This is a genomic window from Rhodanobacter caeni (genome assembly GCF_039523575.1).
GTDB lineage: Bacteria > Pseudomonadota > Gammaproteobacteria > Xanthomonadales > Rhodanobacteraceae > Rhodanobacter > Rhodanobacter caeni.
In genome coordinates this window covers 27,756-43,618 of the sequence record NZ_BAAAFO010000004.1, presented here as the reverse complement: position 1 = coordinate 43,618, position 15,863 = coordinate 27,756, and the positions used below count along the sequence as shown (strand labels likewise).

The following is a 15,863-nucleotide window of genomic DNA, read 5'->3' as shown; positions in this document are numbered from 1 at the left end:
ACATGCTCAACGACATCAAGAACGATGCCCAGACCCGCATGGGCAAAAGCATCGAATCCCTCAAGCACGACCTGTTGCGCCTGCGCACCGGTCGCGCCAGCACCGCGCTGGTCGACAACATCAAGGTGCCCTACTACGGCTCGGACATGCCGTTGACCCAGGTCGCCTCGGTCAGCCTGGCCGACGGCCGCACCATCGTGATCACGCCGTGGGAAAAGCAGATGGTGGCGCCGATCGAGAAGGCGCTGATGGCCTCCGACCTGGGCATCACGCCGACCACCGCCGGCACCGTGATCCGCCTCAACATGCCCGCGCTCACCGAGGAGCGCCGCCGCGAGCTGGCCAAGATGGTCAGCCACGAGGGCGAGAACGCGAAGATCGCCATCCGCAACGTGCGCCGCGATGCCCTGCAGCAGGTCAAGGATCTGCTCAAGGAAAAGCTGATCACCGAGGATGACGACCGCCGCGTGGACGACGAGATTCAGAAGCTCACCGACAAGGCCGTCAAGGACGTCGATGCCGTGGTGAAAGCCAAGGAAGACGAGCTGATGGCGATTTGACGATGCGTTCGTCGGGTGCCGCCGCCGTATTCCGGCACGCGCGGCCGGCCGCATGACCGGCGCGCCCGGGAAGGCCGTGCCGCGCCACATCGCGATCGTGATGGATGGCAACGGCCGCTGGGCCAAGGCGCGCCACCAGCCGCGCAGCTTCGGCCACAATGCCGGCCGCAAGGCCGTGCGCGAGGCGGTGGAGTCGTGCCTGCGCGAAGGCGTGCAGGCACTGACCCTGTTCGCGTTTTCCAGCGAGAACTGGCAGCGGCCGCAGGACGAAGTCGGCGCGTTGATGAGCCTGTTCGTGCGCGCACTGGACAAGGAAGTGGACGAGCTGCACGGCTACGGCGTGCGGCTGCGGTTCGTCGGCGACCTCAGCGCGTTCGACGAACCGCTGCGCCGGCGCATGCAGTCGGCGATGGCGCGCACCGCCGCCAACGACAAGCTGCAATTGAACGTGGCCGTCAATTACGGCGGCCGCTGGGACATCGTGCAGGCCAGCCGCCAGGCCGCCGCCGCGGTGGCGCGCGGCGAACTGCAAGCGGAGCAGATCGACGAGGCCTGCCTGGGCCAGTGGATGAACCTGGCCGACGCACCGCCGCTGGACCTGTTCATCCGCACCGGTGGCGAAACGCGCATCAGCAATTTCCTGCTGTGGCAGGCGGCCTACGCCGAGTTCTATTTCACCGATACCCTGTGGCCCGATTTCGACCAGGCGTGCCTGCGCGGGGCCATCGAAGATTACGCCCGCCGCGAACGCCGCTACGGCCGCACCGGCGAGCAGGTTGCCGCCCTTACTGCCCAGGGTTCCTGATGCTGATCCAGCGCGTCCTCACCGCCCTCATTCTTGCCCCGCTGGCGATCGCGATCGTGCTGTGGCCGCCCACCGCGATTTTCGCGCTGCTTTGCGCCGCTGCCTTCCTAGCCGCATGGTGGGAATGGGCGCAATTGTCCGGCCTGAAAAGCCGCGCCGCCTCCGTCGCGCTGCTGCTGGCGGCGATCGCGGCCTTCGCGCTGCTGTGGTGGGGCCATGCCAGCGTGGCGATGCCGCTGGCGCTGCTGCTGGGCGTGGCCTGGTGGCTGGTGGCCTGCCTGTGGTTGCGCCATTTCGCCTTCGCCGCCGCGCCCACCCGCGAAAACCGCACGCTGAAGCTGCTGGCGGGCGCGTTGATCATCTTCCCGGCTTGGATGGCGCTGATCGCGATCCACGATCGCGAAGTGCACGGCCACTGGTGGACCATGCTGGCCTTGCTGATCGTATGGAGCGCGGACATCGGCGCGTATTTCAGCGGCCGCGCCTTCGGCAAGCGCAAGCTGGCGCCGCAGATCAGCCCGGGCAAGACCTGGGCCGGCGCCTACGGCGCGCTGGCCGCCGGCACCCTGATCGCCCTGATCGGCGGCTGGCTGCTGGAAGTGCGCGGCGCCTCGCTGGTTGGCCTGGCCGTGCTGGCCTGCCTGACCGTGGCCGCGTCCATCGTCGGCGACCTGGTCGAGAGCCTGATGAAGCGGCACGCGAAGGTGAAGGATTCGGGCAGCATCTTCCCCGGCCACGGCGGCCTGCTGGACCGTCTGGACAGCGTGTTCGCCGCCCTGCCGGTATTCGCTGCCGGCCTGTGGCTGCTGGGCCTCTGACGTGACGGCCCGGGCATGAAGAAGGTCGCCGTACTGGGTGCCACCGGCTCGATCGGCGGCAATACGCTGGACGTCATCGCGCGCCACCCGCAACGTTTCCGCGCCACCGTGCTGACCGCCAACCGGCAGGTCGCCGCGCTGGCCGAACTGTGCGCGCGGCACCGGCCCGAGCTGGCGGTGATCGCCGATCCCGCGCTGGAAGCGGAACTGTCGCGACGCCTGGCCGCCGCCGGCGTGCGCTGCGACGTGGCCAGCGGCCATCAGGCGATCACCGAAGCGGCTGCCGGCAACCTGTGCGACACCGTGGTGGCCGCGATCGTGGGCGCCGCCGGGCTCGATTCCACGCTGGCTGCGGCGCGGGCGGGCAAGCACCTGCTGCTGGCCAACAAGGAGTCGATCGTGATGGCCGGCACGCTGCTGCTCGAAGCGGTACGTGCCGGCGGCGGCGCGCTGGTGCCGGTCGATTCGGAGCACAACGCGGTGTTCCAGTGCCTGCCCGGCGGGCGCCCCGAGCTGGCCCGCAGCGGCGTGCGCCGGCTGATCCTCACCGCCTCGGGCGGTCCGTTCCGCGGTCGCACGCGCGCCGAACTGGCCGGCATCACCCCGGACCAGGCCTGCAAGCACCCGAACTGGGTGATGGGGCGCAAGATTTCGGTCGACTCGGCCACGCTGATGAACAAGGGGCTGGAGGTGATCGAGGCGCACCACCTGTTCGGCGCGCCGGCCGACGCCATCGACGTGCTGGTGCATCCGCAGAGCCTGGTGCATTCGATGGTGGAGTACGTCGACGGCTCGGTGCTGGCCCAGCTCGGCAACCCGGACATGCGCACCGCCATCGCCCACGCGCTGGCCTGGCCCGAACGCGTCGAATCGGGCGTGCCGCCGCTGGACCTGGCCGCCTGCGCGCCGCTGGCGTTCGAGGCGCCGGACCTGTCCACCTTCCGCTGCCTGGCGCTGGCCTACCAGGCCTTGCGTGCCGGCGGCGATAGCTCGGCGGTGCTCAATGCCGCCAACGAGGTTGCGGTGGAGGCGTTTCTTGCCGGCGCGCTGCCGTTCCTGTCGATCGCCGACGTGGTCGAGAGCGTGCTGGCGGAACTGCCGGCCCAGACCGTGGTCGATGTGGGGGCGCTATGTGAACGCGACCGCATCGCCCGCGCCGCGGCGCGGCGCGTTCTGCAGCATGCTTGCTGATATTCTGTAGGCCGCGATTTTCCTCGACTTCGGCACTTGATGACTTCCTTCTTCGGCTCGGTATTCTGGTTGCTGGTCACGCTGGGCGTGCTGGTGACCTTTCACGAATTTGGCCATTACTGGGTCGCGCGCCGCTGTGGGGTCAAGGTGCTGCGTTTCTCGGTGGGTTTCGGCCGCGCGATCTGGAAACGGATCGGCCGCGACGGCACCGAGTACCAGATCGCCGCGATTCCGTTGGGCGGCTACGTGAAGATGCTGGACGCGCGCGAGGGCGAGGTCGATCCGGCCCTGCGCGGGCAGGAGTTCACCGGCAAATCGGTGTGGAAGCGCATCGCCATCGTGGCCGCCGGTCCCGGGTTCAATCTGATTTTCACCATCGTGGCGTTCTGGGCCATGTTCATGCTGGGCAAGCCCGACGTGGCACCGGTGGTAACCGCCGCGCCCAACAGCATGGCGGCCGCGGCCGGCGTGCAGGCGGGCGATCGCATCCTGGCGGTCGACGGCGAGCCGGTGACGACCTGGAGCGACGCCATGGCGGCGGTGGCCAATGCGACCCTGGGTCGTCAACCGTTGCCGCTGACGGTGCGCGACGCGGACGGCACGCGACGCCAGCTGGTGCTGCCGCTGGATCGATTGCCCGCCGGCCAGGACGTGGGCCACTACCTCGACACACTGGGCCTGAAGCTGGCGCCGCCACCGGCGGTCGCGGCTACCGTGATTCCCGGCCAGCCCGCCGCGCTGGCGGGCATGCAGGGTGGCGACCGCATCGTCAGCGTCAATGGCAAGCCGGTAGCGGATTTCTCGGCGTTCGGCGAGCTGGTGCAGCAGGAGGCGGCGAAGTCGCCAACGCTGGCGCTGGTGGTCGACCGCAACGGCCAGCGGATGAAGCTGGACGTCACCACCCGTTTCGAATCGCTGCAGGGCCAGCCGGCGCGCTGGGTGATGGGCGTGGGTTCGCCGGTGGCCGAGCTGGCCACCTTGCACTACGGCCCGTTGCGGGCGCTGGGCGCGTCGCTGGATGCGACCTGGCGCAATACCACCCAGACCTTTGGCATGCTGGGCAAGATGCTCACCGGCGAGGCATCGACCAAGAATCTCTCCGGCGTGATCGGCATCGCCGAGGTGGCCAATGCGTCGGCCAGCATGGGCCTGCCGTGGTTCCTGCAATTCCTGGCGCTGGTATCGCTGAGCCTGGCCATCCTCAACCTGCTGCCGATACCGGTCTTGGACGGCGGCCACCTGCTGTATTACCTTGTCGAGTTGGTCAAAGGCAGTCCGGTCAGCGAACAGGTGATGATCGTCGGTCAATACATTGGCCTGGCGCTGCTGTTCACCCTGATGGGGCTGGCGTTCTACAACGATATCCACCGCATGCTGCTGTCGTGACGTCAGCGTTTCACGACCAGCGCATGGCCGCGGCACGCCACCGTGCGTGGCATCGCGACGGCGGATTCCGCGATGCACCGCGGCCACGTGCAAGTACTTTCTCGAAGCGGGACTCGTCCTTAGCTTCACTGTTGATCGAGGCGGCCGTACCGGCTGCCTCGTCCAAATAACCCATCGGAATCGACGATGAAGCGTGTCGCCGCCCTGCTCCTGCTCGCCTCCCTCTCCGCCAACGCGTTGGCGTTCGCGCCCTTCGTGGTGTCGGACATCCGCATCGACGGCCTCAGCCGCATCGCGGCCGGCACGGTCTACAACTACCTGCCGGTGGACAAGGGCGACCGCATGACCAATGCGCAGGCCCAGCGGGCCATCCGCGCGTTGTACGACACCAAGTTCTTCACCGACGTGGAGCTCAGCCGCGAAGGCGACATCCTGGTGATCAAGGTGGTCGAGCGGCCATCGATCAGCAAGCTCACCTTGCGCGGCAACAAGGACATCAAGTCCGACGATCTGAAGAAGGGCCTGAAGGAAATCGGCCTGGCCGAGGGCGAGACCTTCGACCGCCTGGCACTGGACCGGGTCCGGCAGGAGCTGATCCACCAGTACTACAACCGCGGCAAGTACAACGTCTCGGTGTTGCCGCACGTCACCCACCTGGATCGCAACCGGGTGGCGGTGGAAATCGAGATCCGCGAAGGCAAGGCGTCGAAGATCAAGGAAATCAACATCCTCGGCAACCATGCCTTCACCGACAAGGAGATCCGCAGCGATTTCGAATCGGGCACCACCAACTGGACGTCCTGGTACTCGAAGAACGACCAGTACTCGCGCGAAAAACTCTCCGGCGACATGGAAAAGCTGCAGTCCTACTACATGAATCGCGGCTATGCGGACTTCGGCATCGACTCCACCCAGGTCACGATCGCGCCGGACAAGCGCTCGATGTACGTGGCCGCCGACGTCAAGGAAGGCGAGATCTACAAGGTCAGCGCGGTGAAGCTGCTCGGCGACCTGGTGCTGCCGGAGACGACGTTGCAGCGCATGATCATCGTGGCGCCGGGCGACACCTTCAACCGCGCCGCGGTGGAAGCCAGCACCGACGGCATCAAGGCGCTGCTGGCCAACCTGGGCTACGCGTTCGCCAAGGTCACCTCGATTCCCAAGCTGGACAAGGAAAAGCGCACCGTCGACCTCACGCTGTACGTCGAGCCGGGCGAGCGCGTGTACGTGCGCCGCGTGGTGTTCCAGGGCAACACCCGCACGGAGGACGGCGTGCTGCGCCGCGAGATGCGCCAGCTCGAGGGGACGTTCTACTCGCAGGCCGCCATCGATCGCTCCAAGATCCGCCTGCAGCGGCTGGGCTACTTCAAGAAGGTGGACATCGACAAGAAGATGGTCCCCGGCACCCAGGACAAGGTCGACGTGACGGTGAAGGTGGAGGAGCAATCCGCCGGCAGCATGCAGTTCGGCGTGGGCTACTCGCAGTATTCGGGCATGATCCTGTCCGCCTCGGTGTCGCAGAACAACCTGTTCGGCAGCGGCGACAGTTTCGCGGTGAGCGGCGAGCGCAGCAGCTACTACACCCGCTTCAACCTCAATTACTACAACCCGTATCTCACCGACAACGGCATTGGCATCGGCTACAACGCCACCTATTCCAAGACCGATTACGGCAATACGGATTTCGCCAACTACGAGACGAGCACCAAGGCGTTCTCCACCTATCTGGGCCTGCCGCTGGGCGAAACCGACTCCATGCGCCTGGGCCTGGGCGTCAGCAGCAACCGCATCAACACGATTCCCGGCTTCAGCCCGCAACTGCTGGTGGATTACCAGAACCAGCTGGGCCATCGCACCGAGCATGCCTGGACCGGCACGCTGGGCTGGAACCACGACACCCGCAACGGCTACTGGGCGCCCACCCGTGGCGGTCTGCTGGCGGCATCGGTGGACGTCGCCCTGCCCGGTTCGACCGCGAAATACTGGAAATTCTTTGCCGAGGCCAACCACTATTGGCCGGTGGGCCTGGGCTTCGTGCTGTACCTGGACGGCCAGGTCGGCTACGGCCAGACCTACGGCAAGAACGGCATCAGCGACGAGCAGTTCGACGTGCTGAAAAAGGCCTACGAAACGGCCAACCCCGGTCAGGTCATGGCGGACCGGCGCAACGACTTCCCGTTCTGGCAGAACTTCTATTCCGGCGGCGTGCGCGACGTGCGCGGCTTCCAGGACAACACGCTGGGTCCGCGCGCCTGCGCCGGTCCCGCCGGTACGATGATGAACGAAAACGGCACCTGCAGCGGCGGCTACTATTCCTACGCGCAACCGATCGGCGGCGCGTTCAAGGTGCTGGGCACGGCGCAGGTGTTCATCCCGCTGCCGTTCCTCAAGGACATCAACACGGCGCGCGTGTCCTGGTTCATGGACGTCGGCAATGCGTACAAGGACTACAAGAGCTTCGACGCCAGCCTGTTGCGCGCCTCCACCGGCGTGTCGCTGCAGTGGCAGGCACCGATCGGTCCGCTGATCATCAGCCTGGCCGTGCCGGTCCGCTCGCAGAAGGAAGACCGTCATTACGAGGAGCGCATCCAGTTCACCTTCGGGAGCCAGTTCTGACAGCACGCTCCCCGCACATGCTGGAAACGAGCGCGGCGATGCCGCGCTTTTCCGTTTCGCGTCACTCGCGCCTTCGGAGAAACCCGTGAACGCGACCATCAGCTACACCCTGGCCGAACTGGCCGAGCGCTTCGACCTGGCCGCGCATGGCGACGCGAGCGTGCGCGTGGACGGCGTTGGCACCCTGGCGGCGGCCGGACCGAGCCAGCTCAGCTTTCTCGCCAACAGCAAATACACCGCCCAGCTGGCCGCCAGCCGCGCCGGCATCGTGGTCGTTCGTGCGGAAAACCTGGCCGAGTGTCCGGGCGCCGCCCTGGTGGCGGCCGACCCGTACCTGGCCTACGCGAAGATCGCGGCACTGTTCGAACGCCTGCCGGCGGCGCCGGTGGGCATCCACCCCAGCGCGGTGGTCGCGCCAACCGCACGGGTCAGCGCCAGCGCCAGCGTCGGGCCGTGCTGCGTGATCGGCGACGACGCCGTGATCGACGACGGCGCGGTGCTGGGGCCGCATTGCATCGTCGGCGACGGCTGTACCGTCGGCGCGCATTCGCGTCTGGTCGCGCGGGTGACGCTGGTGGTTCGCGTCACGCTGGGGCAGCGCGTGCTGGTTCATCCCGGCGCCGTGATCGGCTCGGACGGCTTCGGCCTGGCCTTCGACCGCCGCGGCGGCCACTGGATCAAGCTGCCGCAACTGGGCGGCGTGCGCATCGGCGACGACTGCGAGATCGGCGCCAACACCACCATCGATCGCGGCGCGCTGGAAGATACCGTGCTGGAAGAAGACGTGCGCCTGGACAACCAGATCCAGATCGCCCACAACGTGCACGTGGGCGCGCACACCGCCATGGCCGGCTGCGCGGCGGTGGCAGGCAGCGCGAAAATCGGCCGCTATTGCATGATCGGCGGCAATGCCGGCGTGCTCGGCCATCTGGAACTGGCTGATCGGGTTACCATTACCGCCAAGAGCCTGGTCACCCATTCGATCCACGAGCCGGGCGAATATTCATCCGGGGTACCGTTGCAGGAAAGTCGCCCATGGCGGAAGAATGCCGCGCGCTTCAAACATCTGGATGCGTACGCGCGCCGCCTCTCGGCGCTGGAAAAGGACAAGAATCATGAGTGAGAACACCCCGGCGATCGCCCTGCCGGTGACTGTGGAACAGATCCAGAAGTTGCTGCCCCACCGCTATCCCTTCCTGCTGGTCGATCGGGTGATCGAGATCGTGCCGGAAACCAGCATCGTGGCGTTGAAGAACGTCACCATCAACGAGCCCTTTTTCAACGGCCATTTTCCGAACCACCCGGTGATGCCCGGCGTGCTCATCATCGAGGCCATGGCGCAGGCCGCCGGCTTGCTGACCCAGCTCAGCAACAGCGCCAAAGGCCTGGTCGGCGCGCCGCTGTTCTATCTGGTCAAGGTCGACAACGCGCGCTTCACCGCGCCGGTGGTGCCGGGCGACCAGTTGCGTTTCGAAGTGACGCAGAAGCGGGTGATGCGCGGCATGGGCCTGTTCCAGGCGCGCTCGCTGGTGGACGGCAAGGAGGTGGCCTGCTGCGAACTGATGTGTGCGGCGAGGTCGGAGAAATGACCCGGCCCGCCTCGATCCATCCCACCGCGCAGGTCGATCCGGCCGCCGTCATCGGCGCCAACGTCAGCATCGGCGCGTACAGCGTGATCGGCGCGGACGTGCATGTCGGCGAGGGCACCACGATCGGGCCGCACGTGGTGATCGAGGGACCCACGCGCATCGGCCGCGACAATCGCATCGCCCAGTTCGCCTCGCTCGGCGGCGACCCGCAGGACAAGAAGTTCGGCGGCGAGCACACCGAGCTGGTGATCGGCGACCGCAACCTGATCCGCGAATTCGTCACCATCAATCGCGGCACCGGCGACGGTGGCGGCTTCACCCGCCTCGGCAACGACAACTGGGTGCTGGCCTACGTGCATATCGCGCACGATTGCCAGATCGGCAACAACGTGGTGTTTTCCAACTACTCGGCGCTTGCCGGGCACGTGGAAATCGGCGACTGGACCATCCTCTCCGGCTACTCCGGCGTGCACCAGTTCTGCAAGGTGGGCGCGCATGCGTTCATCGGCATGGGCTGCCTGGTCGGCCACGACGTGCCGCCGTTCGTCACCATGGCCAACGAACAGCAGGGCCGCCCGCGCGGCATCAACAGCGAGGGCCTGAAGCGTCGCGGCTTCGACCCGGCGCGCATCGCCGCGATCAAGCGCGCCTACCGCACGCTGTACATGGCCGGCCTGTCGTTGCCCGAAGCGCGCGAACAACTGGCCACGCAGGCGCGCGACAGCGACGACGTGCGCGCCATGCTGGATTTCATCGATCGCAGCGAGCGGTCGCTCGCCCGATAAGCGCCTCGCTTATCGGGCAATCAGGCACGGGCTTTTGCTTTTCGCATGAACGACACGCAGCCCCCAACCATCGCCCTCATCGCCGGCGAAGACTCCGGCGACCAGCTGGGCGCCGACCTGATCGAGGCATTGCGCCGGCGCTATCCGCAGGCACGTTTCGTGGGCATCGGCGGCGCGCGCATGCAGCGTCAGGGTTTCGAGTCATGGCACGACATCCGCGAGCTGTCGGTGATGGGTTTCGTGGAGGTGCTGAAGCATCTGCCGCGGCTGCTGCGCCTGCGCCGCACGCTGGTCGCCCGCTTGTTGCAGACGCGGCCCGACGTGGTGATCGGCATTGACGCCCCTGATTTCAACCTGGCCGTCGAGCGCCGCCTGAAAGAGGCGGGATTGCGCACCGTGCATTACGTCAGCCCGTCGGTCTGGGCATGGCGCGAAAAGCGCGCCGCCAACATCGGCCGCAGCGCGGATCGCGTGCTGTGCCTGTTTCCGATGGAGCCGGCGATCTACGCCAGGCACGGCGTCGACGCCCGTTTCGTGGGCCACCCGCTGGCCGACCGCTTTCCATTGGTGGCTGACCGGGTGGCGGCACGCGAGGCACTGCAATTGCCGCAGGAGGCGCCCGTGCTGGCGTTGCTGCCTGGCAGCCGCCCGTCCGAGCTGTCGCGGCTGGGCCAGATCTTCATCGACGCCGCGCAGCGCGTGACCGCGGTCATTCCGGGCTTGCGCGTGGTGATACCTGCCGCCAACCCGCAGGTGCACGGCATGCTGAAAACCATGCTGGCCAAGGGCGCGCGCGATGAAAGCGCGCCCTTGCTGCTCGATGGCCAGGCCCACGAGGCGATGATGGCGGCCGACCTGGTATTGCTGGCCTCCGGCACTGCCACGCTGGAGGCGATGCTGGCCAAGCGGCCGATGGTGGTGGGTTACCGCGTGGCGCCGATGAGCTACCGCATCGCCCGCGCGCTGAACATGCTGAAGACCGACATCTTTACCCTGCCCAACATCCTGGCGCGCGCCGAAGGCTTGCCCGAGCTGCCCGTGCCCGAGTTGATGCAGGACGACTGCACCGCCGCGAAACTTGCCGACGCCACGCTGGCGCTGTTCCGCGACAGCGAACGCCGCGGCGCCGTGGTGGCGGCGTTCGAGCATTTGCACCAGGCCTTGCGCGGCAACGACGAAAAACACGCCGCCGACCGCGCCGCCGCGGCGGTGGCCGAGTTGCTGGAGCACGACCATGCCCGTGCTTGAGCGTCCCACGCGGACACGGGCCGCCACCCCGTTCTCCCGTCGCAAGGGTTACGTCGCCACCACCCGGGGCATGCTGGTGGCCGGTGTCGACGAGGCCGGTCGCGGCCCGCTGGCCGGTCCGCTGGCGGTGGCGGCGGTGATCCTCGATCCCTCGCGGCCGATACGCGGGCTGGACGATTCGAAGAAACTCACCGAGGCCAAGCGCGAGGCCTTGTACGCGCGCATCGTGGAACGCGCGATGGCCTGGTGCGTGGTGATGATCGAGGTGGAAGAGATCGACCGCCTCAACATTTTCCACGCCACCATGGCCGGCATGAGCCGCGCCGTGGCCGGGCTGCAACACGCGGCGCAAGAAGTCCTGATCGACGGCAACCAGTTGCCGAAGGACTTGCCCTGCCCCGGCCGCGCCATCATCGGCGGCGACGCGCGGGTGCCGGCGATCAGCGCCGCGTCGATCCTGGCCAAGGTCAGCCGCGATCGCCTGATGGTGGCGATGGAGGACGTGCACCCGGGCTACGGATTCGCCTTGCACAAGGGTTATTCCACCCCGCTGCACCTGGCCTCGCTGGAACAGCTTGGCCCCTGCCGCGAGCATCGGCGCAGCTTTGCGCCGGTGGGTCGGTTGTTGCAGCCGGGATTGTTCTGACGCCGGCAGCGCGCGCGGCTCCTGCCGCAAACCGCGCACATGTCAATCTTGCCGATGTGCAGGGCGACCGGTAGCCTGCATGGATTCAGCGCGTAAGATTGCATGACCGTCCGCTACACCCACCTGCACCTGCACAGCGAATACTCGCTGGTCGACTCGACCATCCGCATCAAGGCGCTGGTCGCCGCTTGCGTGCGCGATGGCATACCGGCGGTGGCGCTCACCGACGACAGCAACATGTTCGCGCTGGTGAAGTTCTACAAGGCATGCAGTGCCGCCGGCATCAAGCCGATCGGCGGTTGCGACCTGTGGATCAGCTCGCCGGGCGATCCGCGCCCCTGGCGCCTCACGCTGCTGTGCCAGCACCACGCCGGTTACCTCAACCTGTCGCGCCTGGTCTCGCGCGCCTGGCGCGAAGGCCAGCACGGCGGTCGCGCCCTGGTCGAGGCCGACTGGCTGACCGCCGACGCCACGTACGGCCTGATCGCGCTGTTGGGGCGCGACAGCGAAACCGGCCGCGTCGCGCTCAGCCAGGGCACGCCCGCGGCGCTGTCGAAGCTTCAGCCGCTGGCGCGACTGTTTCCCGACCGGCTGTACCTGGAACTGACCCGCTGCGGCCGCGAGAACGAGGAGCATTGGAACACGCAGGCCCTGGCACTGGCCGCCGAACTGAACCTGCCCGTGCTGGCCAGCAACGACGTGCGTTTCCTGAAGCAGGACGACTTCGAGGCGCACGAGGCGCGCGTGTGCATCAACCAGGGCCGCGTGCTGGCCGACCCCAAGCGCCCGCACGACTACAGCGACCAGCAATACCTGAAAACACCCGAGGAAATGGCCGCGCTGTTCGCCGACCTGCCCGAGGCGCTGGAAAACACGGTCGAACTGGCCAGGCGCTGCAACCTGGAACTGAAATTCGGCACTTACTACCTGCCCGATTTCCCGGTGCCGAACGGCCACGACCTGGACAGCTACATCCGCGAACTGGCACGCGAGGGCCTGGAGCAGCGGCTGGCGCTGGCGCCGCTGGCCAACAACCACACGCGCCAGGATTACGACCAGCGGCTGGAACGCGAGCTGGACGTGATCGTGAAGATGGGCTTTCCCGGCTACTTCCTGATCGTTTCGGACTTCATCCGCTGGGGCAAGGACAACGGCATTCCGGTCGGCCCCGGCCGCGGTTCGGGCGCCGGCTCGCTGGTGGCGTGGGCGCTGAAGATCACCGACCTCGACCCGCTGCAGTTCGACCTGCTGTTCGAGCGCTTCCTCAACCCCGAACGCGTGTCGATGCCCGACTTCGACATCGACTTCTGCATGGATCGCCGCGACGAGGTGATCGACTACGTATCGCGCAAATACGGCCGCGACCGCGTCAGCCAGATCATCACCTACGGCTCGATGGCGGCCAAGGCCGTGCTGCGCGATTCCGGCCGCGTGCTCGGCATGGGCTACGGCCAGGTCGACAAGCTGGCCAAGCTGATCCCGCCGCGCCCGCTCGACCTCACCCTGTCCGACGCGCTGAACCGCTCGGAAAAGGCGAAGAAGGAACCCGAGCGCGTCGTGCACGAATTCTGCGACCTCTACGAGCAGGATGAAGACGCGCGCGCGCTGATCGACCTGGCGCTGAAGCTGGAAAACCTCACGCGCAACGCCGGCAAGCACGCCGGTGGCGTAGTGATCGCGCCGACCCCGCTGACCGACTTTGCCCCCTTGTATTGCGAGCCGGGCGGCGGCGGCGTGGTCACCCAGTACGACAAGGACGACGTCGAGGCCGTGGGCCTGGTGAAGTTCGACTTCCTGGGCCTGCGCACGCTCACCATCATCGACTGGGCGGTAAAGGCGATCAACGCGCGGCGCGCGAAAACCGGCGAGGCGCCGCTGGATATCGCCGCCCTGCCGCTGGACGATCCCGCGCCCTACGATCTGCTGAAAAAGGCGCAGACAGTCGCCGTGTTCCAGCTCGAATCCTCCGGCATGCAGCGCATGCTCAAGGACGCCAAGCCTGACCGCTTCGAGGACATCATCGCGCTGGTGGCGCTGTATCGCCCCGGCCCGATGGACCTGATCCCCAGTTTCGTGGCGCGCAAGCACGGCCGCGAGGACGTGGAATATCCCGACCCGCGCGTCGAGCCGATCCTGAAAGAGACCTACGGCATCATGGTCTACCAGGAGCAGGTGATGCAGATGGCGCAGATCGTGGGCGGCTACACGCTCGGCGGCGCCGACCTGCTGCGCCGCGCGATGGGCAAGAAGAAAGTCGAGGAGATGGTCAAGCACCGCGCGGTGTTCCGCGAGGGCGCGGCCAAGGACGGGCTCAGCGGCGAGAAGGCCGACGCCATCTTCGACCTGATGGAGAAGTTCGCCGGCTACGGCTTCAACAAGTCGCACGCCGCCGCCTACGCGCTGGTGTCGTACCAGACCGCCTGGCTGAAGGCGCACTACCCGGCCGAATTCATGGCCGCCACGATCTCCTCGGACATGGACAACACCGACAAGGTGGTGACCTTCCTGGACGAATCGCGGGCGCTGGGCATCGACGTGCGGCCGCCGGACGTCAACGCGTCCGATTACATGTTCGTGGCGGTCGAACCGAAGACGATCCAGTACGGCCTGGGCGCGATCAAGGGCGTGGGCCAGGGCGCTTGCGAGGCGATCGTGGCCGAACGTGCCCATGGTGCCTATGCCGACCTGGCCGATTTCTGCCGCCGCGTCGATCCCACGCGGCTCAACCGGCGCGTGCTGGAAGCGCTGATCCTGTCCGGTGCGCTGGACGCCCTGGCGGCCACGCGTGCCAGCCTGATGGAGCAGTTGCCCAATGCGATGAAGGCCGCCGAACAGCACCTGCGCGACAAGCAGTCCGGCCAGAACGACATGTTCGGCGCGGCCATGGGCGGCGCGACGCCGGTGTTGAAGGTGGATCTGCCCACGGTGCCGGAATGGCCGCTGGAGCAGAAGCTGCAGGGCGAACGCGACACGCTGGGCCATTATCTCTCGGGCCACCCCACCGACCCGTGGAAAGACGAGCTGGCGCAGCTTTCCACCTGCCCGCTGGGCGAGATCGTGGATCGCTACCAGCCACCCAAGCCGCGCCGCAACGATGACGGCGACAACCGCTTCCGCCGCGGGCCCGACACGCCGTGGACCATCGCCGGCATGGTCGCCGCCGTGCGCAAGCGCGGCGACAGCGACGCGTTCGTGCGCATCGAGGACGGCAGCGGCAGCATCGAGGTGAGCTTCTTCGGCGAGCTGTACCAGCAGATCGCGCCGCTGCTCACCCGCGAGCAGATCCTGGTGGTCGAGGGCGGCCTGCGCATCGACGACTTCTCCGGCGGCGGCTTCCAGTTGCGCGCCCGCAGCGCGCTCTCCCTGGCCGAGGCCTGCCACAAGCACGCGCGGCTATTGCGCCTGAAGCTGGACGGCATCGGCGCCGACTTCCCCGCCCAATTGCAGCGCGTGCTCGCCGGCTACCGGGGCGGCCGCGCCAGCGTGATCCTGCACAACTACCGCAACCACGCCGCCCAGGCCGATCTGGAACTCGGCGACGAATGGCGCGTGGACGCCATCCCCGACCTGCTGCGCGCCGTCCGCGCCATGCCCGGCGTCGAGGCCGCCCGCCTGCGCATCGTCAAACAGCAGGATTGAGCTTGCCTTGACCGGGTAGGAGCGCACCCTGTGCGCGATGCTTTTGGGTCAGTGGCGGGCGATGCCCGCCGTTCGCGCACAGGGTGCGCTCCTACATTTTCCGCTCCATCATTGCCTTCAAATCGGCAAACGGATTGCCCGTGGCCGGCGGCGCCTCGTCCACCGCCATCACCCCGCCGCGCACGTGGTCGATGTGGCGCGAATGCTCGTTGTCGTGGCAATACACGCACAACAGCTCCCAGTTGCTGCCGTCCGGCGGGTTGAAATCGTGGTCGTGGTTGCGGTGGTGGACGGTCAATTCCTGCAGGTTGGCGCGGGTGAATTCACGGGCGCAGCGGCCGCACACCCAGGGGTACATTTTCAGCGCCCGCTCGCGATAGCCCAGCTCGCGCTGCTCGGCGTTGCGGCGCGCTTCGGCCACGATGCGGTCCAGTTTGGCATTGTCGATGGGCATGCGGGTTCCGGGGGCGAAATCGGAGGCTCCGACCATAGCGCAAACCGGCCCAGAACCGGCCCGTTGCGGGCGGTTGGGCGATGAACGCCGCCATACGGTCGCGTTCCCGTGAAATCCAGCCATGGC

13 protein-coding genes are annotated in these 15,863 nt (G+C 67.3%); 12 read left to right on the top strand and 1 reads right to left on the bottom strand.

Annotated features, from left to right (window positions below; translation table 11 throughout):
* The first annotated feature begins 2 nt into the window (after positions 1–2).
* The 12 genes from frr (at position 3) to dnaE (ending at position 15,283) form a co-directional block, all read left to right on the top strand.
* Positions 3–560 (top strand): ribosome recycling factor, encoded by a 558-nt coding sequence (gene frr / locus ABD017_RS12690; protein WP_343883153.1) that lies wholly within the window; start codon positions 3–5, stop codon positions 558–560.
* Positions 561–612: 52 nt separating this feature from the next.
* Positions 613–1,365 (top strand): polyprenyl diphosphate synthase, encoded by a 753-nt coding sequence (gene uppS, locus ABD017_RS12685; protein ID WP_343883152.1) that lies wholly within the window; start codon positions 613–615, stop codon positions 1,363–1,365.
* Positions 1,365–2,183, top strand: coding sequence for a phosphatidate cytidylyltransferase (locus tag ABD017_RS12680; protein ID WP_343883151.1), 819 nt, complete (start codon positions 1,365–1,367; stop codon positions 2,181–2,183). Before uppS ends, ABD017_RS12680 begins: the two co-directional genes overlap by 1 nt.
* 15 nt (positions 2,184–2,198) lie before the next feature.
* Positions 2,199–3,374 (top strand): 1-deoxy-D-xylulose-5-phosphate reductoisomerase, encoded by a 1,176-nt coding sequence (locus ABD017_RS12675; RefSeq protein ID WP_343883150.1) that lies wholly within the window; start codon positions 2,199–2,201, stop codon positions 3,372–3,374.
* Positions 3,375–3,413: 39 nt separating this feature from the next.
* Positions 3,414–4,760 (top strand): RIP metalloprotease RseP, encoded by a 1,347-nt coding sequence (gene rseP, locus ABD017_RS12670; RefSeq protein ID WP_343883149.1) that lies wholly within the window; start codon positions 3,414–3,416, stop codon positions 4,758–4,760.
* Positions 4,761–4,946: 186 nt separating this feature from the next.
* Positions 4,947–7,376: an outer membrane protein assembly factor BamA gene (gene bamA, locus ABD017_RS12665; RefSeq protein WP_343883148.1), complete on the top strand. Its 2,430-nt coding sequence runs from the start codon at positions 4,947–4,949 to the stop codon at positions 7,374–7,376.
* Positions 7,377–7,461: 85 nt separating this feature from the next.
* Positions 7,462–8,499, top strand: a complete 1,038-nt coding sequence (gene lpxD / locus ABD017_RS12660; RefSeq protein ID WP_343883147.1) for a UDP-3-O-(3-hydroxymyristoyl)glucosamine N-acyltransferase — start codon at positions 7,462–7,464, stop codon at positions 8,497–8,499.
* Positions 8,492–8,965: a 3-hydroxyacyl-ACP dehydratase FabZ gene (gene fabZ, locus ABD017_RS12655; protein WP_343883146.1), complete on the top strand. Its 474-nt coding sequence runs from the start codon at positions 8,492–8,494 to the stop codon at positions 8,963–8,965. Before lpxD ends, fabZ begins: the two co-directional genes overlap by 8 nt.
* Positions 8,962–9,750, top strand: coding sequence for an acyl-ACP--UDP-N-acetylglucosamine O-acyltransferase (gene lpxA / locus ABD017_RS12650; RefSeq protein WP_343883145.1), 789 nt, complete (start codon positions 8,962–8,964; stop codon positions 9,748–9,750). The genes fabZ and lpxA overlap by 4 nt, the downstream gene beginning before the upstream one ends.
* Positions 9,751–9,795: 45 nt before the next feature.
* Positions 9,796–10,998 carry a lipid-A-disaccharide synthase gene (lpxB, locus tag ABD017_RS12645; RefSeq protein ID WP_343883144.1) on the top strand — a complete coding sequence of 401 codons (1,203 nt, stop codon included), beginning with the start codon at positions 9,796–9,798 and terminating at the stop codon, positions 10,996–10,998.
* A 70-nt stretch (positions 10,999–11,068) separates the two neighbouring features.
* Positions 11,069–11,644, top strand: a complete 576-nt coding sequence (rnhB, locus tag ABD017_RS12640) for a ribonuclease HII (RefSeq protein WP_343883759.1) — start codon at positions 11,069–11,071, stop codon at positions 11,642–11,644.
* A 102-nt stretch (positions 11,645–11,746) separates the two neighbouring features.
* Positions 11,747–15,283, top strand: coding sequence for a DNA polymerase III subunit alpha (dnaE, locus tag ABD017_RS12635; protein ID WP_343883142.1), 3,537 nt, complete (start codon positions 11,747–11,749; stop codon positions 15,281–15,283).
* A 91-nt stretch (positions 15,284–15,374) separates the two neighbouring features.
* Here the strand turns inward: dnaE and ABD017_RS12630 are convergent, their stop codons facing one another.
* On the bottom strand, positions 15,375–15,737 hold the full coding sequence (locus ABD017_RS12630; RefSeq protein ID WP_343883141.1) for a YajD family HNH nuclease: 363 nt from the start codon (positions 15,735–15,737) through the stop codon (positions 15,375–15,377).
* Between the last annotated feature and the right edge of the window lie 126 nt (positions 15,738–15,863).

Coding starts and splice junctions, on each gene's coding strand:
- lpxA (WP_343883145.1), top strand. CDS start 8,962: ATGACCCGGCCCGCCTCGATCCATCCCACCGCGCAGGTCGATCCGGCC.
- rnhB (WP_343883759.1), top strand. CDS start 11,069: ATGCTGGTGGCCGGTGTCGACGAGGCCGGTCGCGGCCCGCTGGCCGGT.
- ABD017_RS12630 (WP_343883141.1), bottom strand. CDS start 15,737: ATGCCCATCGACAATGCCAAACTGGACCGCATCGTGGCCGAAGCGCGC.
- rseP (WP_343883149.1), top strand. CDS start 3,414: ATGACTTCCTTCTTCGGCTCGGTATTCTGGTTGCTGGTCACGCTGGGC.
- fabZ (WP_343883146.1), top strand. CDS start 8,492: ATGAGTGAGAACACCCCGGCGATCGCCCTGCCGGTGACTGTGGAACAG.
- ABD017_RS12680 (WP_343883151.1), top strand. CDS start 1,365: ATGCTGATCCAGCGCGTCCTCACCGCCCTCATTCTTGCCCCGCTGGCG.
- dnaE (WP_343883142.1), top strand. CDS start 11,747: ATGACCGTCCGCTACACCCACCTGCACCTGCACAGCGAATACTCGCTG.
- uppS (WP_343883152.1), top strand. CDS start 613: ATGACCGGCGCGCCCGGGAAGGCCGTGCCGCGCCACATCGCGATCGTG.
- frr (WP_343883153.1), top strand. CDS start 3: ATGCTCAACGACATCAAGAACGATGCCCAGACCCGCATGGGCAAAAGC.
- lpxB (WP_343883144.1), top strand. CDS start 9,796: ATGAACGACACGCAGCCCCCAACCATCGCCCTCATCGCCGGCGAAGAC.
- bamA (WP_343883148.1), top strand. CDS start 4,947: ATGAAGCGTGTCGCCGCCCTGCTCCTGCTCGCCTCCCTCTCCGCCAAC.
- ABD017_RS12675 (WP_343883150.1), top strand. CDS start 2,199: ATGAAGAAGGTCGCCGTACTGGGTGCCACCGGCTCGATCGGCGGCAAT.